Source organism: Rhizobium sp. MHM7A (assembly GCF_005862215.1).
Lineage (GTDB): Bacteria > Pseudomonadota > Alphaproteobacteria > Rhizobiales > Rhizobiaceae > Rhizobium > Rhizobium bangladeshense.
This window is the reverse complement of the sequence record NZ_VCHT01000026.1, coordinates 15,058-39,753: the sequence shown is the minus strand read 5'-3', so window position 1 is coordinate 39,753 and position 24,696 is coordinate 15,058. Positions and strand designations below refer to the sequence as shown.

Here is a 24,696-nt window from a genome sequence, read left to right as displayed (position 1 = left end):
AGTCCCGCCCGAGTATCACGGTTCCTGAAGAACCGCTTCGCAACTCGCGGCCGGCGCTCGAGTGGCCAAAGCCACCCAGGCGCGTCCGAGTGGCGTAGCACTGACCGGTCGGACAGGAGGCCGGCCCGGCAGGAGTGCCGGATCGATCTCTGGCAGCGACGTTACGAACTGCGGAGCGGCAATTTTTTGACCGAGCCAGACCAGCCGACCAACGTCGATCACACCGCGGGTCGGCCGCGCGGATCGAACAGCGCGATACCCTCGTTCATGCTGCGGAAGGTGGAGCGGATGGTGCGGGCGGCGGCCTCCGCCTCTTGGTACTGCCTCCATCATTGAGGACGTCGAAGGAAAAATCGAACGCATAGTTCCATAAATCGTCTTATGCTACTTTTTAAAGTAAGGGGGGCGGATTCCATTTTCAAATGCAGCTAGGAGAATAACCGCCATAGTTACAAGGAGGATGGAATGGCCCGCTCTTTCGTGCAGTTGAGTTTGGACGAACGCGCAGATGCATGCGAGGAAGATCAGTCAGGCAGAGATCGCACGCACCCTCAGCCGTGACCGCTCGACGTTCTGCCGTGAGCGTCGTCGAAACTACTGGCATGATCGCGAAGTTCCTCTCGTCCAAGGTACTGGCATGTGACGGCTCGGCGCCGTCTGCAAGGATGCAGACGCGCTTTCAGGAACCATGGACCATTTGCGCGAGGACATCGAGAAGTCGACGAACCGCGATCAAAGGCGATGTTCGAGACCTGCGAGGGGGCGCTGAAACCAGCGCCTCCCAATCTGTCGTCGTGACGCTCAGTGGCTATCCGACAAGCGCATTGTCGGCGCGCTTGATCGCAAGGATGGTCGAGCGCGGCAATTTGCCTTCGCCGTCTGGAAAGGGCGCATCGGGGTGCTGAATGCCGACGAACATCGTCCGCTTGTCCGCCGACCAGGTCATGCCGGTGACTTCCGAGCCTTTCGGGCCGGTCAGGAAACGTTCGATGCGGCCGGTCGCCGGGTCGCCGGCAAGCATCTGGTTGTTGCCCTGGCCGAGGAAGTCGCCTTCGTTGGTGTCTTCGCCGTCCGTCTGGATCCACAAGAGACCGGTCGAGTCGAACATCATGCCATCAGGCGAGTTGAACATGTTGCCGGAGTTGATGTTGGACGAGCCGGCATAGGCATCCTTGTGAACGTCGGGATTGCCGGCCATGACGAACAGATCCCACTTGAACTTGCCGCTGGCATGGTCCTCATTTTCCGGATACCAGCGCACGATCTGGCCGTAGGCGTTTTTCTCGCGGGGATTGGCACCGCCGACCGGCATTTCGTCGCCGCCGGCATTCTTCTTCACGCCACGATTGGTGTTGTTGGTCAGCGCGCAATAGGCCTCGATGGCGACCGGGTTGATGGCGACCCACTCCGGACGGTCCATGGTCGTGGCACCGACCTTGGAGGCGGCCTGGCGGGTGAAGACGTGGATCTCGTCCATCTTCATGCCGGTCGTTTCCGGCGTCAGCGCCAGCCACTCACCATTGCCGTCATCAACAAACTTGGCGACGTAGAGCGTGCCTTCGTCGAGCAGTTTGGAGGTGTCGACGCCCGGCACGTAGATGCCGTTCGAAACGTATTTGTAGAGGAACTCGCCACGTTCGTCGTCACCCATGTAGACGACCACGCGACCATTGCGGGCAATCACGACAGCGGCGTTCTCGTGCTTGATGCGGCCGAGCGCGGTGCGCTTGATCGGGGTGGACGTGGCATTGGACGGATCTATTTCCACGACATAACCGGCGCGCCGGGGTTCGTTCGGGTTTTTCGACACGTCAAAACGGGGATCGAAGACCTCATAGCCATACCGGGTTTCGGCTGCGATGCCGTAGCGCTTGAAGTCGTCGGGCATGGCAAAGTTCGGATCGGACGAGCCAAAATATCCGTTGAAGTTTTCCTCGCAGGTGAGATAGGTGCCCCACGGCGTCTTGCCGGCGCCGCAGTTGTTGAAGGTCCCAAGACAGTCGGTGCCGTTCGGATCGGCTTCGGTCTTGATAAGATCGGAACCGGCGGCCGGACCGGAGATCTTCATCGGGGTCAGATGGGTGATGCGGCGATTGAACGGGCTGTCGACCACGATTTCCCAGCCCTTTTCGCCTTCGGCGACTTCCATGACGGTGACACCCTGCAGGTTCTGTAGGATCTTCACATCGTCGGCGCTCTTCGGCATGCCCTTTTCATTGTGCGGAAGATTGATTTCGTTGTTTACATATTCATGGTTGACGGCGATGACCTGACGGTCGCCGATCACGAACAGTTCCATGCCGTCGGTGTTCTCGCCGAAGACCTTGTCGGAGTTTTCGACGCTTACGCCGTTGGCAAGATCGAGATCCGGGATATTGGAAAACAGCGGCTGGCCCCACTTCGCGAGCGGCTTCCAGGCATAACCTTCCGGGACATGCACGGTGTTGTCGGTGAAGACAGGGATCGGCTTGAACGCGAAGCGCGAATCGGTGTCCTGCGCCTGCGCCGAGGTGGAGGACATCAGATTGCCGAGCGTCCCCATTGCGGCGGCAGCTGAACCGACGGCTAGGATGCCACCGAGGAAACCGCGGCGTGAAACAGCCGATTCGACGACGCGGTCGAAATCGGTTTCGGCCGGCGGTGGGTTTTGCAGTTCGTCCCATTCGTCCCAGGACAATTTGCTGGTGTCGATATTAGCCATGGTGCTTCTCCTTTGTTGTTTCTTGGAACAATTCCGACAGCGGCTTTATCTTTGTAAGATCACAACCGGATGATGAACGAGTGACCGTCGGCATGAGGTGGGTGAAGCTGTCTCTGGAGCGTCATTCTCTGCAAAAGGCCAACTCCAACCAACTTTCCGCCTCCGAAATGCAAGCCGGAAGATGATCACGGTGGACGGGGATCTGCTTGCCCATTGTCAGGAAACGGCGCTCGATGCAGCCACACGAACCACCCTGTAGCTGGCCAGGTTGCCTGTTCTCTGAACGTCGCTAACTATTCCAGCGTCAGAGCCCTAAGCCTTCTCCGCGTCACCAATGTCCTTGATGTGGTGCTGCAGGCTCATCCGATCCAACGAAGCAAATGGCAGGTTGATAAAGATGTTCAGGCGCCTCTCCAACCCGGTCAGGACCTGCATAAAGGCCTGCTTGCGTTGCCAAGCCTCGTCTTCGACAAGGATCGGGTCAGGACAGCGCCAATGCCCGGTGATCGGCAGGCCCGGCCATTCCGGAAGCGCTTCGCCGGCGGCGGTATCACTGAGGGTGAAGACAAAATCCAGGTCGGTCGCCCCAGCATCCGCAAAATCCCGGAAATGCCGAGGCTTGATGTCTTCAATCGGGTAGTCTTCGTTCCGAAGCAGCTGCAGGACGGTGGGCTCGATCACCGGCGCCGGATCGACAGCAGCGCTGAAGGCTTTGAATCGTCCCTTGCCGATCTTGTTCAGGATTGCTTCAGCCATCACGCTACGTGCGGAATTGCGCCGTGATAGAAAGAGCACGCGATAGATTCCGTCCTGCATCAATCCCCCTCGGATAGCGATATCGGAAATCGATAGAGCTATGCCAAGGTTCGGTGACAGTTTTATGAAGCGGAACGACTGTGGCCTCCCCGACGACAAGGGCAGGCAAAGCAGTCCAAAATCCTGCCGGTGTCCGACGCTCAAAAACGGCCTCGCGTTTGAGACCATGGGAGACGGACGACTGCTTCGCCGATCCATTTACCCGACTATGACGTGCGGCACGAAACGCGATAGATTTGCGGTTATACGCGAGCGGTCCTCGCGGACGGCAAGGCCGCAGGCACGGTCGCCGGCGATCCAGCTGCCAAGCACGGCAAAACCGCTGTCGCTTTCGAAAAGCGGTGCATAGGCCTGAACGATGAACCCTTCGTCGCCATAATCGCCGGGCGCGGAAATCAGCTCCCTCCCCTCTCGAAATATCGTCACGTTCTCGCCTTCTCTCGACAAGAGTGGTTTGCGCACGTAGTCGGTCAGGGTCGAAGCGGCCGGGTCATCGTGGAAATAACTCGGCAGCAGGTTCGGGTGATTGGGGTGGCGCCGCCAGAGCAGCGGCAGAAGCCCTTTGTTGGAGAGCACGGACTTCCAGGCGGGCTCAACGAAAACATCGCCGGAGCGCGCCAGTTCGCGAGCGAAGGGCTCGCGCAGCATGAATTCCCATGGGTACAGCTTGAAGCAACGGTCGATCACCCGATCCTTGAGGTCGGTGTAGCGACCCTGCGCATCGATGCCGATCTCCCGAATGTCCAGAAGCTCGACGCGATGGCCCGCCTGCACCGCACAATCCATGAGGTAGACCGTCGTGCCTCGATCCTCCTCATTGTCGGTTATCGCGGCGAAGTGGAAGATTGACTCCTTGGGAAATTGGTCGAACGCCTCGACAAGGCTTTCCTGCAGGAAATTATACTGGTCCGCATCTTTGGGCAGAACACCCAAAGCAACCTGATCGGTCAGCCAGTTGAACTGGAAATAGGCCGTCTCGAATACCGAGGTGGGGGTATCGGCGTTGTATTCGAGCAACTTGGCCGGGCCGTTGCCGTCATAAGCAAGATCAAAACGGCCATAGAGGTGCCGGTCGCGGCGCTGCCAAGATCGCTGCACCACATCGCGCAGATCCTCCGGAATGGCCAGCCTGTCGAGCGACTCTTCGCTGCTGACGATCTCGCCGACCAGATCCATGCACATATCATGCAGTTCCTGGCTCGGCTCCTCGATCTGCATCTCGATCTCATCGAGCGTGAACGTATAAGCGGCATCATCGAGCCAATAGGGCTCACCATACATGACGTGAAATCCGAAGCCGACGGCCCGCGCCTTGTCACGCCAGTCAGGACGCGCCGGAAGGGTGATGCGATTCATGTCAGCCGCCGAAACTGAAGGACGAACGGCCGCCGAAGCCTTGCCGGGCAACGGTGCGGGTATTGACGTTGACCGGCTTGACACTCTGGCGCGAGGGCACCGTCACGCTGTCGCTGCCCGAACGAACGGTGGTTGTGACCGTCTGCCCCGAGCGGTTGCGATAGATAGGCGTCGAGCCGTAATAGGAACCACTCGCCTCCTGGCGCCGGCGATAGTCGTAATAGTCGCCGATATTGTTGAGTGCCGAAGACAGCACGTAGCCTGCCAGGAACGGCACGAAGAAGTTGCCGCCTCCGCCGCCATTGTTGGTGACAGTGTTGGCCGGCTGTTCGGTGCACTGGCCCTTGCCGTATTCGGCCTCGCAGGCGGCCATGCCATTGAAACGCGGCGCTGCGGCGAGATGGGCGCGCATGGCATCCTGATAGCCGGTCTGGCAGACCTGCCGATCCATGCCAGCGGCCACGCATTGGTCGACGGAAGTGAACATTATATCCGAAGGAGCTTCCTCGCCGCAGCCGGACAGCGCCAGGGTTGAGGCAGCGATGGTGCCAAGGGCCAGGAAAGGTCGCCTGTGCCCGCTCATGCGTCTGCGCATCTTTCCCTCCCTCAATAGGTCATGCAGGCGGCGTTGAGAATACCGACGACGAGCGCGATTCCGCCGCCCCATATACCGGCAGCGATGTCGTCGGCAGTGATCTTGTCATGCAGATCTTTCATGGTGAAGTTTGCTATGTAGAAAGCGAGGATCTGCGCCAGAGTGCCTATCACCGCCCAAATGATATAGTCGACGATGCTGACCGAATTGGCTGCGGCCGAAGCCAGAGGCAGGCTGAAGCCGACAAGTGCGCCTAAGAAAGCCGTGACGGCCGCAAGATTGCCGGCGCGAATAAGCTGAACCTCCTTTTGCGGGGTCAACCAGGTATAGATCACCGCGAAAACCGCGTATGCGGCAAGACCGACGGCGAAATAACCGAGGAAGGCAGGCAGGCCCGCCACGTAGTCGAGCATCGAAAAAGTCCTCCATTGAAATCGACAAGTCTCTCAGACGCGACGAACGTCGGCCGGAGCCAATCCATAACCGATCAGAAATTCCACCGAGCTGCCCGCCTGCCTCTGTCCGAGATCGAGGTCGCGCTCGACGTTGATCAGAAGCATCTCCCGCGTCGAGCCAAGTGGGCGGTAATACAACATGCAGGTCTGATGGATGGAGCGCTGCGCCTCACCATCGTCGACCTTTTCGACAAATTCCACTAGTTGCGCCCGTTCCGGCCCGTCGCCCCAGAATCGGTTATAGAGGATCCCATCAGCATCATAAGATGGCTGGCCGATCAGGCCATTCGGCCCGGTCCAGCGGTTCCATTCGCTTTGGCTGACGGGCACGACGCTGTCCCAAGGCTGATAAAAGCTGATGTCGTCGATCGCTTCACCCGGCTTGCCCGCCGCCGACATCACCTGAATCATCCGGTTCTCTTCATCATAATAGCGCGACAGAACGGTTGCGGCATCGAGTGAAACCTCACCGTAGCCGGCGATGATGAACGGCCCGCTTCGAGGCAGCGGCATGGCCGGCTCACCGCCCAAAGCATCGGCTTCGAGGGAGAGGAAATCGATCTCGAGCGCCCCGCCTATGGCCGCGCTCAGCGGGCCAAGCTCTTCGGCCAAGGGCTTCTCATTCTTGTTTCCGCCGAACCAGCCGATCATGTCACGTCTCCCAATCGAGCCCAGGCAATGACAGCGGGATCTAGCCGCATTCCGCTGATGTAGTAAAGGGTCTCGCCGCCCTGCATCAGCGTCTCGTCCCGGCAATTGAGGTCCGTTACGCCGTGGCTCAGCATGCCTACGAGCGTTACATTATGCCGACGCTTGAGGCTTAAAAACACGTCGCCATAGGACAGGGGCGTTTCCAAGGGCGGCACCGCCAGGGAAAAGGCCGTGTCAGTGGATGCGGCCGATAACAACCGTGCGGCTATTTCCGAAGAGCCCGGATCCCGTGCGGAGCGCGACAGAAGCTCCTCGGCGAGCGAACCCACAGCCTCGACACGCGGCCGACGCTGCTTGACCATCTGCGCTGTGCGATCATCGGCGAAATAGGCTACGATATGGGCATTGGGCGCCTGATCCTCGGCAATCAGGACGGCGGCCAGCGTTTCATCGTCATTTGCTCCGCGCGCTATGATCGCACGCGCCTTGGCCACTCCGGCCCGCAGCAAAGCGTCGGCATCGGCCAGCCGCTCCGTTCTGATATAGTCGGCATAATTGCTGGCGGGATTTTCCGGCAAGTCCTTGGCGACCAGAACGGTCATCGGTTCGTTGGCATGCCGCTCGGAATGCAGCAGCCGCAGCGTTTGGTATGTCTGCCCCTCCTGCCAGCCCAAAACGATGATATGACCGGTACGTTCGCTGTAATCACCCAGTCCGCGCATGCGATTCCTCCAGATCGTACCGATAGCCGTCAACAACTTGCCAAGAACAGCGGTAAAGATGGCAATGCCACCAGGCAGGACGACCAGAACGGTGATGATGCGGCCGAGTCCTGATTTCGGGGAAAGATCGCCATAGCCGACAGTCGTTGCCGTAACCATATAGTAATAGAGAAAATCGACCGGGCTGCCGACGAGATCGTCCTCGCCGGCCAGCAAAAAGAGCAGGTAGGAAGCAACCAGATGGGCAACAAGGATAAGCAGAAGGGCTGACCACGCCAATTCGCTGAGCGACAGATATACACGCCGCAGTAATGAAGCGATAAATGGCAAGCGATTCCCCCCGTTCTAAGCTGTAGCCTACCGGAATTTATTTCGCGCGCCAGACCTTTAAGTTGTAATCCGACTACCCAGATATTTGCGACGCCAACCGATGGAGGACCTTTTGGAGACCTGGAACCTTACGACTTTAACGCGCCTATTCGCGGCCGATCCGGAAGCGCTGGGCGATGTTGATGTAGCCGTACCCGAACATGGAGACGTCATCTGCGTAACCCTTAAGGAAAGAGGCGATCTGGACGTCTTCGTCACGGTGAGCGGAGAGCGCGATATTCTCGTCAGCGTTGTCCTTGCACCATGCAAAGACGTGCCCAACCGGGAAGCCTTCGAACGGATGGTTCTCAAGACGCACAAGTTCGTGCCGCTGTCGAGCTTCGGCATCACCACGATTGATGGCGAGGAATGGTATGAATTGTTCGGCTCGCTGTCGGCGCGCTCGTCGGGCGAGACCGTGGTCGAGGAAGTCGCCATACTGGCTGCCAATGCGGTCGATGCGGCGCACATGATTGAAGAATGGAAAAGCGGGGAGATTGCAGCGTGAGCACCTGGGGAAAGATTTTTACCGCCATTCGCGGCGGCATTAACGAGGCAGCGGAAGCGGCCGCCGACAGCCAGTCAATGCGCATCCTCGACCAAGAAATCCGCGATGCCGAACAGTCGCTGCGCCGGGCGCGCTCCGATTTGGCCGGCATCATGGCGTCGAACAAGAGCGTCATGCGCCGGCTCGAAGAAAACCGTGCGAAGGAAGCCAAGGACACCGACAGCGCCCGGGCGGCGATCTCAGCGGGCCGCACGGATCTCGCGCAGGGTCTCGCGCAGCGCATTGCCAACAGTCGCGCCGAAATGCAGCGAGACCAGGACGAACTCGATCGGCTGCTGCCTCGCCAGCAGCAGATGCTGCGCACGATCCAGGAGACCGAATCGCGTATCGCGCAGATGAAGCGCGAGGTGGAGAATGTCAAAGCCAATGAGTCGCTGCTGCGGGCTCAGTCGGCGATTGCCCATAGCCAGTCGGGCATCAACACCCGTCTCGGCAGCGCCGTCCAAAGTCTCGAACGCATCAAGAAGCGCCAGGAAATCACCGCCGGCCGCATCGAAGCCGGCGCTGAACTGGCAGCGCTGGAAAACGGCAGCGATCTCGATCGTCAGCTGCGCGAGGCCGGCATTGGCAGTTCGAGTGAATCGGCAGACGACATCCTTGCACAGCTGATGATACCGAGGCATTCCGCCGACCCGGTCTTGCTGCCAGCGCCCGCCGGCAACAAAGACTGAAAATTCCCGGAGCGGCGGCCCGTCGACAAATTTATTCCTGAAGACGGAGCGGCCGCACGAGGAACTTCGGTGGATCTCGCAAAGGCGAAGATCTCTTTCGTCACGGACGGCAGTGAAAAGCCGATCCCGTGGCTATTGGCGCCCGACGGCTGTTGCCTGCGACCAGACAACCATCCATTCGCCTTCGCGCTGTTCATAAGTATCTGTGTGCCAATATTCCGCAGGCGGCACGGCGTGTCCGTTGAAGAAAACTTCGAGGCGCGCACGATACCGTATCACGGCGACGGGTCCATGGAGGCGAACCGCAATGTCACCCGGCTCCCAAAACCGATATTTGATGTGTCCGGCTGCGACGGCGCCTAGATATTCATCGCGCGAGAGGGCCACGCCGATTGGCGTGATCAGTTGAAAATCATCGGCGTGAAGAGGTTTGGCTGCTGATATATCGGCTTCGACCAGTGCACGCAGTCGGGTCCGCTCGATCTCACGGATGTTGTCAGCCTCAGTTTGAACATCGCTTGTCATTCTCAACTCCTGAATGCATTTGCTTTTCGCGGCGCGGTCAATTTCGACGAGCGGTGCCACAAGGCCCGATGGATGAGGTAAGGGCGACCTTTTGCACTTTCCCGGAATGGGCCGCGCGCAACACGCGGAGAGCACCCTCCCGCGCTGTCCGGATGAGTCCTGCCACATCCCACACCACGCCGCTTGGAAATGGAAACGCCGTATGGATGACATAATCACAGCCCTCGACCGCGTCCGCCCAGCAGAGGTCTTGGTCGAGGCCGGCTTCGACGAAGTTGAGACTTTTGGCGAACGGCTGGAAGCGCGACGGGATCTCCGGCGCTGAATGGATCCCCACGAATGCTTCCACGAACGCGATAACCTTGTTGCAGCAACTGCAGCGCCACATGCCCGCGGAGGAAGCCACTGATACCTGTGACGAGGGCCGTGTATCTTTCGGCAATGCCGACGGGTTTATCATCCTACTCCTACGATGGCGCCAATTAGACAATTGGACTCAATTTGTCCATGTGGCTTTTGACACCTCTGACAAATAATGTCAATGTGTCCATATGAAGGATGAAGATCGCAAATTAGCCCACATCCTGGATTCGGCGCTACCAGTGTTCGCCCGGTACGGTTTTCAGAAGACCACTATGGCGGATATTGCGCGCACGGCGGGGATATCGCGCGCTTCGCTCTATCTTGCTTTCAACAGCAAGGAAGAACTGTTTCGGGCCGGTTCAGCCCGTGCGCACCGATTGACGATGGCCGAGGTGGAGGCGGTGCTTGATCGGGTGGGAGACGTAATTGATCGCATTGCAGCTGCCATTTCCGCCTTCCAGGAAGGGTTGATCGCCCCGTTCGGCAAAAGCGAAAACGCCAAGGAACTGTTCGATGCGAACATGGAGCTCGCCGAGGACATAACGATCGCCGCCCGATCGAAGCTCATCTCGCTACTGTCAGAGGCCGTGGAGGACGCCCAAGATCGAGGGGAAATCGATTTGGCGGCATCAGGAGCCCGACCTGCCGACCTCGCTGCCCTTATTGCGGCTGCGATGGATGGAATAAAGCACAATTTCCGCGCCGATGGCTCATCCGATGACTCCATACGGCTGTTGATGCGGGTTTTGCGATTGGCACTCATGCCCGAAAGCAGAAGGTGACTGCCCGATGCGGGGTTGAACCGGAGCTTTTGCAGCGGTGGGCGCCTTCTGAGCCCTGGATGTCATGCATTTGAATGGTGATCACCACGCGACGCGCATCAGCGGTTTCCCCCTTGCGCTTGCAGTCAAAGCACGCTAATCGGCTTGTGTAATGTTATTACATCACGAACAAGCGAAGGCCGTGCCGGCCAATCGAAAGGATTTCGGTGAATGACCAAGGCGATCACAACACTCAGCTACGCACTGGCTGTATCCGCAACATTGACCTTTGCAGGAACGGCAGGCGCCCAGTCATCTTCGGGAAGCAATCACAGCCACAGCCATTCCCGCGATAACAAGGGGTCGGTGTATGATGGGTATTTCGATGACGATCAGGTAAAGGCGCGTGAACTGTCAGACTGGGAAGGCGACTGGCAGTCGGTCTACCCCTATCTTCTTGACGGAACCTTGGATCCTGTGATGGTGGACAAGGCGAAACATGGCGACAAGAGCGCCGGAGAATATCGTGCCTACTACGACACCGGATACAAGACTGACGTCGACCGGATCGTCATCAATGGAAAAAAGGTTACGTTTTTCCAAAGCAAGGACTCGGCGACCGGAGACTACGAGACGGATGGGCACGAAATCCTTACCTACAAGAAGGGCAATCGAGGGGTTCGTTTCATCTTCAGGAAAATCGCCGGTCATGACGCCGCACCTCGATTCATCCAGTTCAGCGACCACATCGTCGCTCCCGAGAAGGCCGATCACTACCACCTTTATTGGGGCAATGACCGCGCCGCGCTGCTGAATGAGGTCACCAACTGGCCGACCTACTACCCCGCGAGGCTGACTGGTAAGCAGATCGCCGAAGAGATGCTGAGTCACTGACTGGCCGAGGCGACCGCACATAGGCGGAGCGGGGGCCAAAGCGCCTCTCATGTGCTTGCTTGGAGCGTGGAGCATCCGGCGGCAGCTGCCGGGTCTCCGCTATCCTCACCTAGGCTGCAGCGCGCGAGGAACCTTTGGCAATCACAGAAGTTTCTGAAGTACGCGATCGTCAATGACTTCAGTCAAAAGAGCCGCAATCTACCTGTGTGAACAGCTTCAACGGCTCTGCGCCCTCGCGCCGCGGCATCGGTGACAAACTAGGCATTCAACATGCACGTCGAAACGACAATTTTCGAGCCGAGCGACTGGGTCCCGAACAATCAGCGCCTTCCTGTGATACTTTACAAGGGGGTTTTTGGCGACCACGGACATTGTGACTTCAAAGGTCGCTTCGCAGCAAGCGGTTGGGCAGGCATCTGGACAAACGGTGTCTTTGATTATCAGCACTACCATACCAGCGCACATGAGGCACTCGGAGTGGCATGGGGTAGCGCCACTCTTCTAATTGGCGGTCCCGGCGGTCAAGCAATGAAGGTCACGGCGGGGGACTGTCTGGTGCTGCCAGCCGGGACAGGGCACCAAAATCTCGGCTGTACGTCGGACTTCCAGGTTGTCGGCGCTTATCCTGAGGGACAGCATGCCGACATTCAGACCTCGGCTGCATCAAGCGAAATGCTCGCAAGAATCTCGTCAGTACCCATCCCACACAGCGACCCCGTCCAAGGCCCGTCGGGATTTCTCACCGAGAGCTGGCGGTAGCCATTCGCCAACAATCGTGCGGCCGCAAGACCGGTTCGAGAATGGGATGCGCGAAGCGCGCCTAGCTGACACCGAGAAACTGCCTAAGCTCGGCAGTCTGCGGATTGGCGAAGACATCCTCCGGGCGGCCTGCTTCATGGACCCGGCCCTGATGCATGAACACGACGCGGCTGCAGACGTCGCGGGCGAACTTCATCTCGTGGGTGACCATGAGCAGCGTCATTCCCTCGGCGGCAAGTTCGCGCACCACGGCCAGCACTTCGGCGACCAGTTCAGGATCGAGCGCCGACGTAATCTCGTCGCAGAGAAGTGCTGTCGGCTGCATGGCGAGCGCGCGGGCGATGGCGACGCGCTGCTGCTGGCCGCCCGACAGCTCATCCGGATAGGCGTCGAACCTGTGCCCCAGCCCGACCCGCTCCAGCATCCTGCGAGCGGTCGCCTCTGCTTCAGCCTTGGGAGTCTTTTTGACCACCGTCTGCGACAGCATGACATTGCCGCCGGCGGTCAGGTGCGGGAATAGGTTGAACTGCTGAAAGATCATGCCGACCTTGAGGCGCAGCGCCTTCAGATGGACTTCGTCATCGAGAAGCTGCGCGCCGGCGACGGAGATGGATCCGTCGGTGATGGTCTCCAGGCCGTTGATGCAGCGAAGCAGGGTCGACTTGCCCGAGCCGCTCTTGCCGATAATGGCAATGACCTCGCCAGGCTCGACGTTGAGGTTAATGCCTTTTAGCACCTCGTTGGTTCCGTAGCTCTTGCGAACGTCAGTGATTTCGATGAGCGACATTGAGCTTCCTTTCCAGGATCTGGCTGCTTTTCGACAAGGGCCAGCAAAGGGCGAAGTAGATGAGAGCGACGAGCCCATAGACGGTGAAGGGCTGGAAGGTGGCGTTGGTAACCACGGTGCCGGCTTTCGACAATTCGACGAAGCCGATGATCGAGGTCAAGGCGGTCCCCTTGATGATCTGAACGGAGAAACCGACGGTCGGCGGTATAGCGATCCTCAGCGCCTGCGGAAGGACGACGTAGCGCAACTGCTGCAGACGGCCCATCCCGAGGCTGGCGGATGCCTCCCATTGGCCCCTCGCAACCGCTTCGACGCAGCCTCGCCAGATTTCACTGAGGAAGGCGGCGCTCCACAGGATCAGCGCCAATCCAGCCGCAAGCCAGGCCGGCACGTCTATTCCGAAGAGGCCAAGGCCGAAAAAGGCGATGAAGAGCTGCATCAGCAGCGGCGTTCCCTGAAAGAGCTCGATGTAATATTTTGCGAATACCCTGGCGGCTTTGCGCCTGCTGATGCGCAGAAATAGCAGACACAGGCCGACCATACCGCCGCCGATAAACGAGACCAGCGAAAGAAGGATCGTCCAGCGGGTGGCGAGCAGCAGGTTGCGCAGGATGTCCCAGAGTGTGAAGGTGATCATCGTGCTGCTCTCCTCGGGAAAATGGACAAGCCGATCAGACCCAGCACCTGCCGGAGCAGGATCGCCAGCGCGAGATAGATTGATGTCGACACGATATAGGCCTCGAAGGCGCGGAAAGTTCGCGATTGGATGAAGTTCGCCGCGAAGGTCAGATCCTCGGCAGCGATCTGCGATACGACTGCCGAGCCGAGCATGACAATGACCACCTGCGACGAGAGTGCCGGCCAGATGCGCTGCAGCGACGGCACGAGAACGACATGACGGAAGGTCTCCAAGCGCGTCATGGCGAGGCTCTCGCCTGCCTCGAACTGTCCTTTCGGCGTCGCCTGGATGCCTGCACGGATGATCTCGCAGCTATAGGCGCCGAGGTTGACGACCATCGCGAGATTGGCGGCCGTCAATTCGGAGAGCTGAAGGCCAAGCGATGGCAGACCGAAAAAGATGAAAAAAAGCTGGATCAGAAATGGAGTGTTGCGGATCAGTTCGACATAGGCCGCAACGACCGGCTTCAGCCAAAGGGGCCCGAGTGCCCGCACCCAGGCGCAGAATATGCCCAGAGAAATGCCGAGCACACCGCCGAACGCGATCAGCTCCAGGGTGATCAGTATGCCCTTGATGATCTCAGGGTAATATTGAAGCAGCCAGCCGAATTCGAAATGGTAGCTCAAGGAATGTCCCCTCCTGCGGTGACGGGGCGCATGTCATCCCACGGGGCGCGGGAGACATGCGCAATATCCGGATTTCCTTACAGATCGGACGGCAAATCGGCGCCGAGCCACTTTTGCGATATGGCGTTCAGCGTCCCATCGGCTTTGGCTGCGGCGACAATGCTGTTCACTTTCTCCAGCAGCGCAGACTGTTCCTTGTTGAGGCCGATATAACAGGGCGAGTTCTTGATCAGGAACTTCAGCTCAGGGCGTTTGGGAGGATTTTTGGCAAGGATTGCCGCCGCTACGACGTTGCCGGTAGCGACGATGTCGACCTGGCCGGACAGGAACGCCGAGATGGTGCCGTTATTGTCCTCATAACGCTTTATCGTCGCATCGGCCGGCGCGATCTTCGTCAGTTCGAGGTCCTCCACGGCGCCGCGTGTGACGCCGACGCTCTTGCCCGCGAGATCTTCGGCCTTGGCAACCGAAAGATCGGCTGGCCCGAACACGCCATTGAAGAAGGGCGCATAAGCGACCGAGAAATCGATCACCTTTTCGCGCTCCGGATTCTTGCCGAGGCTTGATATGACGAGATCGACCTTGTTCGTCTGGAGATAGGGGATGCGGTTAGCGCTTGTGACCGGCACGAGCTCGGCTTTGACGCCCAGCTTTTCAGCAATGAGATTGGCCATGTCGATATCGTAGCCCATCGGTGCCATGTCGGTGCCGACGCTGCCGAAAGGCGGGAAATCCTGCGGGACCGCGACACGCAGTGTGCCGCGGGCGGTAATGTCGGCCAGAGCATCGGCGTGGGACGGCGAATTGAAGCTGAAGGTTGCGGCCAGGGCCGCGATTGCGAAGAAGATTCGTCTTGTCAGCATGTGTTCATTGCTCCTTTGAAGTTGCGGTTTTGCGGTCAGAGTGTCGGGAGATGGAGGCCGCAGTGCTGGGCGGAAGCGATAGCGACTTGCGCAGATCCGAAAGCGGATCCGGGCGCGCAGTGAGGTCGAGGCCCATTTCCACTTCATCAAGATGTTCGACGGAGAGCTCCGCAGCTCTGCCGAAATCACCTTCTTGCAGGGCCTCGAAAATGCGGCAGTGACCCTCGTGGGACTGCGCCGCATGAAATTCGGATTGATAGAGCATCGAAATGAGGATCGTCCGTGCGGTGAGGTCGCGCAGGATATCGACGATGATGGTGTTCCCGCTCAGTTCCGCGATACGGATATGGAAATCGCCCATCAAATAGGTCAGGCGCTGGCGGTCGCCCGCCGCCATCGCATTCCTCTCCTCGTTCAGATGGGTGTCGAGCGCCTTGCGTCCCTCCTCCGTCAGCACGCCCATACTGCGCAGCAATCCTGCCTCGATGACGCGCCTCGCCTCATAGACAGCGACCGCGTCCTCGGCAGATGGCTCAACGACGAACCAGCCTCGCCGGGGGCTGACATGCACGATGCCGCGTGCCTCCAGGCGCATCATGGCTTCGCGAACGCGGGTTCGGGACACTGCGAAGAGCGCCGCCAGCTGGTTTTCGCCAAGACGCGTGCCCGGCCGGATCTTGGCCGAAAGGATCCCTGAGACGATCGTTTCCTCGATGGACTTCTGCGTGGTTTCGGATGCGTGGCTGTCTTGCATACAAGGCAGAAAGCAAGGCTCGTGCCAAAGATCCCGTACTCAGTATTTTTAAGCTGTCTCGGATGTTTCGCGGGAAATTTGCCTTCGGGGAATGCAGACTGAACGTAATTTGTGCGAGCGCACATCCCTCACCCGACATCGGCCCCATCGCCGATCCCGCCGCTCAGAACCCGACCGGCTCGAAGCCAGCGGATCGATCAGTCCAGCGGCGCCGACGACAGTTTTGACGGGCAACCGCATCGCCGCTTTAATTGAAGCTCGAGGTTTTGAGGAATTCCGCCAGCCGCTCGGTCTTCGGGCGCACAAACATTTCCTTCGGATCGCCCTCCTCGCAGATGACGCCCTGATTCATGAAGATCACGCGGGACGAAACCTCGTAGGCGAAGCGCATCTCATGGGTGACGAGCAACATGGTCATGCCGTCGGCGGCAAGCCCTTTGATAACCTGCAGGACTTCGCCCACCAATTCCGGGTCAAGCGCTGAGGTCACCTCGTCGAACAGCATCAGCCGCGGCGACATGGCGATAGCGCGGGCAATTGCGACACGTTGCTGCTGCCCGCCGGAGAGTTGACCGGGATAATGGTTGGTGCGGGCGGCGAGGCCGACCCGGTCGAGCCATTTTTCGGCAATGATGCGGGCTTCAAGCTTCGTCATCTTCTTCACCTTGACGAGGCCGAGCATGACGTTTTCGGCCGCACTCATATGCGGGAAGAGATTGAACTGCTGAAAAGCCATGCCGGTCAGCGCGCGCTGGCGCGCAATTTCCTTCTCGCTCTTGCGCCGCCGCGTCCCGCCGTCGACACGATAGCCGATTTCCTCGCCGTCGAGGCTTATCGTGCCGCCCTGGAACTCCTCGAGCATGTTGACGCAGCGCAGCAAGGTGGTCTTGCCGGAACCAGACGAGCCGATGATGGAGATGACCTCGCCTTCCTGCACGGCGCAATCGACGCCCTTGAGAACTTCGTGGATGCCATAAGTCTTGCGCAGACCCTTGATGTCGAGAATGGTCTTGGCCATCGGGGAGTCTCCTCAGGACGGCAGGGCGGTCTTGCGCTCGACATATTTGCCGAAGTGCTCGATGCCGTAGTTGACGATAAAATAGAGACCGCCGGCCAGAAAATAGAACTGGAGGCTCATGAAATTACGGGAAATGATCTCCTGCGTGCGCAGTAGAAGCTCCGCGACGCCGATGACGGAAAGCAGCGTCGAGGCCTTCACCATCTCGGCCGCCGTATTCACCCAGGCCGGCAGACACTGGCGCATGGCCTGCGGCCACAACACCGAGGTGAAAGTCTGGGTAAAGGTCAGGCCGATCGCCTTGGCGGCTTCGGTCTGGCCCTTCGGAATCGCTTGAAGCGCTCCGCGCACGATTTCGCCCACGTGGGAAGAGCAGAAGACGGCAAGGGCGAGGACTCCGGCGGAGAAAGGTCCGAGATCGAGACCGACCGCAGCGGAGACGTAATAGCTTGCCAGCACGAGCACGAGCACCGGCGTACCGCGGATAATGTCCGTATAGGCACGCACGATCAGACGTAGGACGACGCCGCCGTAAACCAGCGCCAGGCCGACAAAAACGCCGAGAATGGAACCTGCGAGAATGGCCAGCAGAGAGATCGACACCGTCATGGCCATGCCGTTCATGACGACATAGCGGGCGATCCAGAGTTGTTCGAGAAATGTGTGAGACATAGGATTATCTCGGCAGGGCCAGACGGCGCTCGACGAGGCGCATCAGGGCGGCGATGAGGAAACAGGTCGCAACATAGAGGGCTGATGTAACCATCCAGGTTTCAATGACGCGGAAGCTCTCGACGTTGATCTTGCGGGCGGCGAAGGTCAGTTCGGGCACGGCGATGGCGGCGGCGAGCGAAGTGTCCTTGAAGAGCGAGATGATCGTCGAGGAGAGCGACGGCAACACGTTGCGCAGCATCAGCGGAGCGATAATCGAACTGCGGATCTGCATCCCCGTCAGGCCGATGGCGAGGCCGGCTTCCGTCAATCCTCTCGGGATGGACAGCAGTCCGGCGCGGAACACCTCGGCGAGATAGGCGCCAGAATAAAGTGAAAGAACCAGCACGAAGCTTTTCATCTTGTCGAGGCGCAAGCCCATCTGCGGCAGCGCGAAAAAGGCGAAAAGCACCAGGACGAGAATCGGCAGGTTGCGAATGACAGTGACATAGACGCGCGCCGGCACGAGCGCAAAGCGGCTCCTCGACGTCAACGCGAAGGCCACGACCAGACCGATCGCGGCCCCAATCAGGATCGAGATCACTGCAAGGCCGAGGCTGAGGGCAAGTCCGCTTAAGAGAAAGTCGAAATTGCGCCAGACGGCAGCGAAATTCAGCGTGTAACCCATGCGGGTCCTTTCAGACCAGAGCATGCCGCCAAACCTACCAGCGGCACCGACGACGTCATGCTCCAATCATTCGATTCAGAACCGGATTCAGATCTTGGCCCGACCTGGGCCAAGATCACCCTGTTCCAGCGGAGCGGGATTGAGCTCCCGCCCCGCATCGCGCTCACTGGAATTCAACGGGAAAGCCGATCTGCGGCGGCGTCAGATCTTTTCCGAACCAGGTCTTGAACGACTTGGCGTAGAAGTCGAACTCGACACCCGTCATCGCTTCATGAAGAGCGGTGTTGACGAAGTTCAGCCAGTCCTGATCACCGCGCTTGACGGCGCAGGCATAGGTCTGGGGGTTCCAGCCGTAGCCGGCGTCCTTGTAGCGGCCCGGGTTCTGCGTCATGTACCAGGCGAGCGACGACTGGTCCGTGGCCGCGGCATCGGCACGCCCCGACTCCAGCGCCTGATAGATCAGGTCGACGGATTCGTACTGGTCGACGGTCGCCTCCGGCAATGCGGCATGCACCATCGCTTCGGCATAGACGTTCTGGAGAACCGAGATGGTGACCGAGGAGCCGGCAGCCTTCAGGCCGGCATAATCGGCATATTTTCCGTCCGCCTTGAGCATCAGGCCGACGCCCTCACGATAATAGGGAATGGTGAAGGCAACCTGCTGGGCGCGCTCGCCCGTAACGGTCATGAACTGGCAGGTGATGTCGACCTTATCGGTGGTGATGTTCGGAATGCGGGCGTCCGACGACTGGTTGACATATTCAATCTTATCCGGATCGCCGAAGAGGGCCTTGGCGATGATGTGGCCCATGTCGACATCGAAGCCCTGCAGCTTGTCGTCCGCGCTTTTGAAGTGCCAGGGCGCATTGGTGCTGCCGGTGCCGAGCACGAGATGGCCGCGGGCCAGCACTTCGTCAAGCTTGCCATCGGCGAGCACAGGCGTCGACATCAGGGCGGCGACGGCCAGTGACATTAGGCCGGTGCGAAAGGAAATGATCATGGCGTTCCCCTTTTGTGGATGTTTGGGTGATCCAATATACCGGACATGTGTCTATTTTATTGGATTTTGATATCAAGTGCTATCGGAGATGAATTGTCAATGGGGCGTGCCGAAAAACGCGCAGCAGAATGCTTACCGATGTTTTCGGCAGCACTTTTGCGTTGGCATTCGATATCCCTCGCCGCGTCGGCCACCAGCCACCGCGTACCGGCGAGCCTGCGTGGCTTTTTCCCTCGCCCTAACCTTCTCTCGGCTTGCGGCGCAGACGCGCCCTTCGAGAGGCTAATGGGGACGGAGAGGCTGCAGCATCCCCGCCGCCTCTTTTACAGGAGAAGGCGCCGCCAAGTGGATGAGCCGCAAGCGGCAATCACTTGATCCAGGGATTGCGCGGCATAAGAACGAGGCTTGCTGCGCGATCGACCGCTTCAAGCGGCCCCGACGCCGGCGGCAAAGATTGCGATGCAGCGGTGAAGATGGGCAAGCATCAGGGTTCGGTCCGGCCAGGCTTGCACGCGGCCTTCCGGCGGGCCGATGCCGCCAAAGATCATATCCATCAGCATGCGGGCGCCGCTCTCCGGATCATCCAGCGACAGCCTGCCTTCCGCACGGCGATCTCTAAGCCAATCGGCGAGATACTGCCGGCTGGCGAGTATGCCTTCGCGCTGGAGAATATCGATAAGCTCGGGAAACTGCGCGGCTTCGCGAAAGACAAGCTGCAGGAAGCCAGCGCGTTCCGCATCCATATCCTCGTCCATGTCGATCATGAAGATACGCTCGAGACTCTCCGCGATCGAGATATCTTCAGGTGGCCGCGGCAGGTCAAGCATCAGGCGCCGATGCGCGCCGACCACAGCTGCAAACAGCTCTTCCTTGCTCTGAAACAGCTTGTAGAGCGTCTGCTTGGAAACACCCGCCTCCGAGGCGACTACCGCCGTGGCGCTTCCGGCATAGCCAAATTTTACGAAAACGCGGCGGGCGACTTCGACGATATGAGTGCGCTTGTCTTCGTCGCTGGAGACTTTCGGCCGGCCCCTTTTGCGCGGCTCATCTGAGCTCTCGTCGGTGATATTCATGACGATCAGGCCGCTTTGCCGGAATGCATGCCGACGATCCTAAAAAGCAGCCGGGAATATCGGATGGACGATTTTTTCGGTCGTGGCATTAGCAATTTCGATTTAGAGAACTCGTCAGTTTGCAATACGACGTCCGCATCTTAAGGCATTCTGTCCTGTAGTACGGTTTCAGCAAAAAAATCAACCACGAGCGGGCAGGTCGACTAAGACACGTCCAGCAGCGCCGACAAATTGATGCCCCAACTGATGACGCTGGCGATAAACCGCTTCGATCAGTCCGGCTCCGGCAGCGAGGATGGCGGCGGCGCCGGCATGGACGTTGCCGATCTGGATACCGAGGCGGCAAGGCTTAACTCGTGACGGGCCGGCCGTCGGACGTCAGGGAAGGTCAGACAGGCCGGCTCTGCCAGGAAGATACGGACGGGCTGATTGAACTGCTGCGATAGATCGGCAAGCTCCACGATATGCTGATGCGATTGGCCTGAGAGCGCCGTCGCAGAGCACGATTTTCAGCAATCTACAGAAACCCGTCGGCGGATTAATTCCCGCTGTCAGTGCTTCGGGAAATCAAAACTCCCAAGGGGAGATCAATTCGAGGTCCGTGGTCGCGAAATCGCCCAGGTTTCGGGTGGCAAGTCGACCGCCATTGACCCGCGCAATAGCTGCGATCATGCCATCCGGCGCTGACATGCCGCGTCCTTGGCGAGTTGCGGTTCCCATGATCTCACCATAGGCAAGAGCGGCCTCCTCGGTCAGGCCAAAAATCCGGTCCGCGAAGCGGCGACGCCAATCGGACAGTCCTTGTTCGAGGCGCTCGGCTCTTTGATCAGGCCGGATCTTCTGGATACCGTAGGCGATCTCGGCAATCGTCACCGTCGGCAGAGCCAATTCAGCATCATGACGAACGAGCCATGCGATCACCGCTTCATCGGGTGATTTTCTCAACGTTTCCGAAACAATGTTGGTATCGAGAAAAATCAAAGCTCGATGCCCTTATGCGCCTGCCGGCCTTCCTTGAGGACAGTCTCAAGGTCGATATCCGTTCCGCTTTGCTGCGAAAGCCTGGTGTAGAAAGATGACGCCGGCTCCCGGCCGGCCTGGCGTATTTCATAGGATTCGAGCGCCCGCTCGACGATGTCGGCAATCGAGCGGTTTTCACGGCGTGCCAGCCGGTGGGCAAGATCACGCGCCCTCGCGCTTCGTACCGAAAGCTGAGGTTCAGCCATGTTCATCTCCTTTGCGATACATATAGCGACCTCCCGTTTAGCCATCAAGATGGCAACTGATGGCTTGGTACCGAAAATATGTTGGTTGTCTTCAACCATCCCAATTTTGGACGGCTGCCTCCTTGCCAGGACGGTTAGTCGACTTCTCATCCGAATAAGAAATTAACCACATTTCAGCGTTCTTGAGAAATAATGCTCTACGTAGATCAGGCGTCTCGAAGAAGAGAGCCGCAAAGTTATTTGGAGACAGTCTTGGCACTTACTATTGCGCGCAGCTTGGTGGCCTTCGGCGTCGCTGTTTCGACTGGCCTTTTCATGTCGATCGGATTACAGCAATCGGCGCTCGAGCGGCTGAAAGTCAACGGTCCGGTTTACGAGCAGGTGGTCTACGGCAAGGATCTCATCGCCGATATCCTGCCGCCGCCGCTTTTCGTGGTCGAATCCTACATGCTCTCTTTCGAAGCCAGCAAATTTCCCGAACTCACCGAGACCAATCTTGCCAAGATCGCAAGTCTGAAGGCCGCTTACGACGACCGCCGCGCCTATTGGAAAACCACCCGGCTACCGCAGGCTTTGAAGGACGAGCTCGAAAATGGTGTGCTGACCAAGGGCGATGCATTCTGGAACGTGATGAACCGCGAGATCATCCCCGCGCTGAAGGCAAAGGATGAAGACAAGGCGCGTGGTGCGATCGAGCAATTGCGCGTCGCCTTCCATACGCACCAGGATGCTGTGGAGAAACTCGTCGCACACTCCGACGCTTTCCTGAAGGGCGAGGAAAAGAACGCCGCTTCGGAAATCGTAACCTGGACGATCTATGCGGGAGCTGCCGGCTTCGGCTCCTTCGCCCTGCTGCTCGCGGGCCTCTATTTTCTGCGCCGTCGGGCCATCGTGCCGCTGGATGGCATGAAGGCCTATATGGGCAACCTCGCCGAAGGCGATTTTTCGACCGAGGTTCCCTATTCCGACCGCTCCGACGAGATCGGCGCCATGTCCAAGGCCGTGGCGGTGTTCCGCCGCAATGCGCTGGAACGACAAGATGCTCAAAAACGAGAGACGGCGCTTCGCGACCATGAATTCCAGCGCGAACGCAGCCAGATGGCTGAAAAGGCCGCCGAGGAGCAACGACGCGAAACGGTGATCGAGGAGCTGACCTACGGTTTGGACCAGCTTTCGCTCGGCAATCTCAATTGCCGCATCACCACAGCCTTCGCACCCGCCTATGAAACGTTGCGTGCCAAATTCAACGACAGCCTGGATGCGCTTTGCGTCTCGATGGCGGAGGTCGCCCAGACCTCCAGGCAGGTCGGCAGTTCCTCCTCCGGCATCACGGATGCCGCCGACAGCCTTGCATTGCGGACCGAACAGCAGGCGGCGATGCTTGAAGAGGCTACGAGCGCGCTGGGCGAAATGAACGCCAAGGCCAAGGACGCCTCGAACCATGCCGGCAAGGCGACCGGCATGATGGCCGAGACCCGCAGCAGCGCCGAACATTCGGCAGCCATCGTTCGCGATGCGATCGCCGCCATGCAAAAGATCGAAGGTTCGTCAACCCAGATCGGCGAGATCGTCAACGTCATCGACGAGATCGCCTTCCAGACCAACCTTCTGGCACTCAACGCCGGCGTCGAAGCCGCCCGCGCAGGCGAGGCCGGCAAAGGCTTCGCCGTTGTGGCGCAGGAAGTGCGTGAGCTAGCTCTCCGCTCAGCCAATGCCGCCAAGGAGATCAGATCCCTGATCTCAACCTCATCGTCTCAGGTTTCCACCGGCGTGGAGCTCGTCAACCGCACCGGCAAGGCGCTTATGGAAATCGAAGGCCAGGTCGAGCAGGTCGCCGGGCTGATCGCCCGCATCGTTTCGGTTTCTTCTGAGCAGGCGCTCGCAATCGGGGAAATCAATGCCTCCGTCAACGCGCTCGATGAGGTCACCCAGCGCAACGCCGCCATGGCCGCGGAAACGGTCTCAGCCTGCCGTGCGCTCGGCAGCCAGACGCAGACGCTGGAAGGAATTGTCAGTCGCTTCCAGACCGATGCGGCAGCTGCAGAATCAAAATCGCGCAAGGTGGCTTGACCTTGATCGGCCAGTGACATTCATCTCACGCGCCTGCCGTGATTTCAATTCGTCACAACCGCCACGACCCCGACGCAGTCGCCTGATTTGACCAGGCCCGGGAAATGCCGCGCACAGAGAATGCCGTCCATTGCTGCACGGATCTCGCGCGGCGCCTCACCCGTCCTACCGGTCGGGTGGATGCAAGCGATGACGTCATCCTTGGCGACCGCTTCACCGAGATCGACGATAGGTTCGATCAGTCCGCCTTCTTCTGCGAAGGAGAAACAGCGGCCGTCCGGCATGTCCAGCCAGGTCGTAGGACCGGTATCGACGGCGCCGCCGACGATACCGGCATGACGCAGAACGTTTATAGTGCCGCGTTTGGCAATCGCCGCACTTCTCGCCGTGGCGGTACCTCCACCGCCGAGTTCAGTCGTGATAAAGATCTTGCCCATTTCCTCGGCCGCCGTGTCATACATGCCGACTGCATCGATCTCCAGCATCTTCATCGAAAAGGGTGCGGCAAAAGCTGTCACGAATTGGAAAGCCTGGGCCTCCTGTTGTTTGTTCGGCACGATATGGGCCGCGCAGAACGGGAGAAAATCGAGCGTCTTGCCTCCGGAGTGGAAGTCGAGCACAAGATCGGCCATCGGCAGAAGCACGCGCTGGAAATAATCGGCGATCTTCTCGGTCACCGTGCCGTCCGGACTACCCGGGAAGCTGCGGTTCATATTGCCCCTGTCGATCGGCGAGGTCCGGGTTCCCGCCAGGAATGCCGGATAATTCATCGCCGGCACGATAATGACCGCGCCTCTCACCTCTTCGGCCCGCAGCGTGCGGGCGAGATCGAAAAGCGCGATCGGCCCTTCATATTCATCACCATGATTGCCGCCGGTGAGCAGCGCCGTCGGTCCCTCGCCGTTCCTGACGACCGTGATTGGAACCATCACCGAGCCCCAAGCGGAATCGTCGCGGCTGTAGGGCAGCCTGAGGAAACCGTGTTGGACGCCTTCGGCGGCGAAATCCACCGTCGCGCTGATCGGCGACGGCCGCAAGCCAGTCTCTGTCATGAC

General features: G+C 59.2%; 29 protein-coding genes and 1 pseudogene. 8 read left to right on the top strand and 22 right to left on the bottom strand.

Annotated features, from left to right (window positions below):
- Positions 1–89: 89 nt before the first annotated feature.
- The 8 genes and pseudogenes from FFR93_RS41790 to FFR93_RS38015 all read right to left on the bottom strand — a co-directional run.
- Positions 90–317: pseudogene (locus FFR93_RS41790) on the bottom strand (two-component sensor histidine kinase); the annotation flags it as partial.
- Between the two features lie 491 nt (positions 318–808).
- Complete coding sequence (locus FFR93_RS38045; protein WP_138396941.1) at positions 809–2,701, bottom strand: PhoX family phosphatase; 1,893 nt, start codon at positions 2,699–2,701, stop codon at positions 809–811.
- A 312-nt stretch (positions 2,702–3,013) separates the two neighbouring features.
- Positions 3,014–3,517, bottom strand: a complete 504-nt coding sequence (locus FFR93_RS38040) for a protein tyrosine phosphatase (RefSeq protein WP_138396940.1) — start codon at positions 3,515–3,517, stop codon at positions 3,014–3,016.
- A gap of 198 nt (positions 3,518–3,715) precedes the next feature.
- The gene (locus FFR93_RS38035) at positions 3,716–4,873 is read right to left on the bottom strand and encodes a glutathionylspermidine synthase family protein (protein ID WP_138396939.1); all 1,158 of its coding nucleotides are present in this window, start codon (positions 4,871–4,873) and stop codon (positions 3,716–3,718) included.
- A 1-nt stretch (position 4,874) separates the two neighbouring features.
- The gene (locus FFR93_RS38030) at positions 4,875–5,468 is read right to left on the bottom strand and encodes a DUF1190 domain-containing protein (protein ID WP_138396938.1); all 594 of its coding nucleotides are present in this window, start codon (positions 5,466–5,468) and stop codon (positions 4,875–4,877) included.
- Between the two features lie 11 nt (positions 5,469–5,479).
- Positions 5,480–5,881, bottom strand: a complete 402-nt coding sequence (locus tag FFR93_RS38025; protein ID WP_138396937.1) for a DUF350 domain-containing protein — start codon at positions 5,879–5,881, stop codon at positions 5,480–5,482.
- A gap of 33 nt (positions 5,882–5,914) precedes the next feature.
- Positions 5,915–6,574 carry a YjfK family protein gene (locus FFR93_RS38020; protein ID WP_138396936.1) on the bottom strand — a complete coding sequence of 220 codons (660 nt, stop codon included), beginning with the start codon at positions 6,572–6,574 and terminating at the stop codon, positions 5,915–5,917.
- Positions 6,571–7,626, bottom strand: a complete 1,056-nt coding sequence (locus FFR93_RS38015; RefSeq protein WP_138396935.1) for an ion channel — start codon at positions 7,624–7,626, stop codon at positions 6,571–6,573. Before FFR93_RS38015 ends, FFR93_RS38020 begins: the two co-directional genes overlap by 4 nt.
- A 100-nt stretch (positions 7,627–7,726) precedes the next feature.
- Here FFR93_RS38015 and FFR93_RS38010 point away from each other — a divergent pair, with 100 nt between their 5' ends.
- Positions 7,727–8,173: a YjfI family protein gene (locus FFR93_RS38010; protein WP_138396934.1), complete on the top strand. Its 447-nt coding sequence runs from the start codon at positions 7,727–7,729 to the stop codon at positions 8,171–8,173.
- Entirely contained in the window at positions 8,170–8,904 is a 735-nt protein-coding gene (locus FFR93_RS38005) for a PspA/IM30 family protein (protein ID WP_138396933.1), read from the top strand. The genes FFR93_RS38010 and FFR93_RS38005 overlap by 4 nt, the downstream gene beginning before the upstream one ends.
- A 132-nt stretch (positions 8,905–9,036) precedes the next feature.
- Here FFR93_RS38005 and FFR93_RS38000 read toward each other — a convergent pair whose 3' ends face one another.
- A complete protein-coding gene (locus FFR93_RS38000) occupies positions 9,037–9,429 on the bottom strand; it encodes a nuclear transport factor 2 family protein (RefSeq protein WP_138396945.1) in 393 nt (130 codons plus the stop codon).
- A gap of 202 nt (positions 9,430–9,631) precedes the next feature.
- On the opposite strand from FFR93_RS38000, the gene FFR93_RS42025 reads away from it, so the two are divergent.
- The 4 genes from FFR93_RS42025 (at position 9,632) to FFR93_RS41785 (ending at position 12,206) form a co-directional block, all read left to right on the top strand.
- On the top strand, positions 9,632–9,754 hold the full coding sequence (locus tag FFR93_RS42025) for a hypothetical protein (protein ID WP_281407924.1): 123 nt from the start codon (positions 9,632–9,634) through the stop codon (positions 9,752–9,754).
- 226 nt (positions 9,755–9,980) lie between these two features.
- Complete coding sequence (locus FFR93_RS37995) at positions 9,981–10,574, top strand: TetR/AcrR family transcriptional regulator (protein ID WP_138396932.1); 594 nt, start codon at positions 9,981–9,983, stop codon at positions 10,572–10,574.
- Between the two features lie 210 nt (positions 10,575–10,784).
- Positions 10,785–11,447: a metal-binding protein ZinT gene (locus tag FFR93_RS37990; RefSeq protein WP_138396931.1), complete on the top strand. Its 663-nt coding sequence runs from the start codon at positions 10,785–10,787 to the stop codon at positions 11,445–11,447.
- A 270-nt stretch (positions 11,448–11,717) separates the two neighbouring features.
- A complete protein-coding gene (locus FFR93_RS41785) occupies positions 11,718–12,206 on the top strand; it encodes a cupin (RefSeq protein WP_138396930.1) in 489 nt (162 codons plus the stop codon).
- Between the two features lie 61 nt (positions 12,207–12,267).
- Here FFR93_RS41785 and FFR93_RS37980 read toward each other — a convergent pair whose 3' ends face one another.
- From FFR93_RS37980 to FFR93_RS37935, 10 genes are all read right to left on the bottom strand, one after another.
- Entirely contained in the window at positions 12,268–12,993 is a 726-nt protein-coding gene (locus FFR93_RS37980; RefSeq protein WP_138396929.1) for an amino acid ABC transporter ATP-binding protein, read from the bottom strand.
- Positions 12,971–13,630, bottom strand: coding sequence for an amino acid ABC transporter permease (locus tag FFR93_RS37975; RefSeq protein WP_138396928.1), 660 nt, complete (start codon positions 13,628–13,630; stop codon positions 12,971–12,973). Before FFR93_RS37975 ends, FFR93_RS37980 begins: the two co-directional genes overlap by 23 nt.
- Positions 13,627–14,298, bottom strand: coding sequence for an amino acid ABC transporter permease (locus FFR93_RS37970; RefSeq protein ID WP_138396927.1), 672 nt, complete (start codon positions 14,296–14,298; stop codon positions 13,627–13,629). Before FFR93_RS37970 ends, FFR93_RS37975 begins: the two co-directional genes overlap by 4 nt.
- Positions 14,299–14,375: 77 nt before the next feature.
- Complete coding sequence (locus tag FFR93_RS37965) at positions 14,376–15,161, bottom strand: transporter substrate-binding domain-containing protein (protein ID WP_138396926.1); 786 nt, start codon at positions 15,159–15,161, stop codon at positions 14,376–14,378.
- Positions 15,162–15,165: 4 nt separating this feature from the next.
- Positions 15,166–15,915, bottom strand: a complete 750-nt coding sequence (locus FFR93_RS37960; protein ID WP_138396925.1) for a GntR family transcriptional regulator — start codon at positions 15,913–15,915, stop codon at positions 15,166–15,168.
- Between the two features lie 247 nt (positions 15,916–16,162).
- The gene (locus FFR93_RS37955; protein WP_138396924.1) at positions 16,163–16,933 is read right to left on the bottom strand and encodes an amino acid ABC transporter ATP-binding protein; all 771 of its coding nucleotides are present in this window, start codon (positions 16,931–16,933) and stop codon (positions 16,163–16,165) included.
- A gap of 12 nt (positions 16,934–16,945) precedes the next feature.
- Entirely contained in the window at positions 16,946–17,605 is a 660-nt protein-coding gene (locus FFR93_RS37950; RefSeq protein ID WP_138396923.1) for an amino acid ABC transporter permease, read from the bottom strand.
- Between the two features lie 4 nt (positions 17,606–17,609).
- A complete protein-coding gene (locus FFR93_RS37945; protein ID WP_138396944.1) occupies positions 17,610–18,272 on the bottom strand; it encodes an amino acid ABC transporter permease in 663 nt (220 codons plus the stop codon).
- A gap of 163 nt (positions 18,273–18,435) precedes the next feature.
- The gene (locus FFR93_RS37940; RefSeq protein WP_064713197.1) at positions 18,436–19,272 is read right to left on the bottom strand and encodes a transporter substrate-binding domain-containing protein; all 837 of its coding nucleotides are present in this window, start codon (positions 19,270–19,272) and stop codon (positions 18,436–18,438) included.
- 425 nt (positions 19,273–19,697) lie between these two features.
- Entirely contained in the window at positions 19,698–20,345 is a 648-nt protein-coding gene (locus FFR93_RS37935; RefSeq protein WP_138396922.1) for a TetR/AcrR family transcriptional regulator, read from the bottom strand.
- 234 nt (positions 20,346–20,579) lie between these two features.
- On the opposite strand from FFR93_RS37935, the gene FFR93_RS42020 reads away from it, so the two are divergent.
- Entirely contained in the window at positions 20,580–20,705 is a 126-nt protein-coding gene (locus tag FFR93_RS42020; RefSeq protein WP_259664310.1) for a hypothetical protein, read from the top strand.
- Positions 20,706–20,912: 207 nt separating this feature from the next.
- Here the strand turns inward: FFR93_RS42020 and FFR93_RS37925 are convergent, their stop codons facing one another.
- Both FFR93_RS37925 and FFR93_RS37920 read right to left on the bottom strand, forming a co-directional pair.
- Positions 20,913–21,326 (bottom strand): type II toxin-antitoxin system VapC family toxin, encoded by a 414-nt coding sequence (locus FFR93_RS37925; protein WP_138396921.1) that lies wholly within the window; start codon positions 21,324–21,326, stop codon positions 20,913–20,915.
- Positions 21,323–21,571, bottom strand: coding sequence for a hypothetical protein (locus tag FFR93_RS37920; protein ID WP_064709517.1), 249 nt, complete (start codon positions 21,569–21,571; stop codon positions 21,323–21,325). Before FFR93_RS37920 ends, FFR93_RS37925 begins: the two co-directional genes overlap by 4 nt.
- Positions 21,572–21,823: 252 nt before the next feature.
- Here FFR93_RS37920 and FFR93_RS37915 point away from each other — a divergent pair, with 252 nt between their 5' ends.
- Positions 21,824–23,641 carry a HAMP domain-containing methyl-accepting chemotaxis protein gene (locus FFR93_RS37915; RefSeq protein ID WP_138396920.1) on the top strand — a complete coding sequence of 606 codons (1,818 nt, stop codon included), beginning with the start codon at positions 21,824–21,826 and terminating at the stop codon, positions 23,639–23,641.
- A gap of 44 nt (positions 23,642–23,685) precedes the next feature.
- On the opposite strand, the gene doeB is transcribed toward FFR93_RS37915, so the two are convergent.
- Positions 23,686–24,693: a N(2)-acetyl-L-2,4-diaminobutanoate deacetylase DoeB gene (gene doeB, locus FFR93_RS37910; protein WP_138396919.1), complete on the bottom strand. Its 1,008-nt coding sequence runs from the start codon at positions 24,691–24,693 to the stop codon at positions 23,686–23,688.
- Between the last annotated feature and the right edge of the window lie 3 nt (positions 24,694–24,696).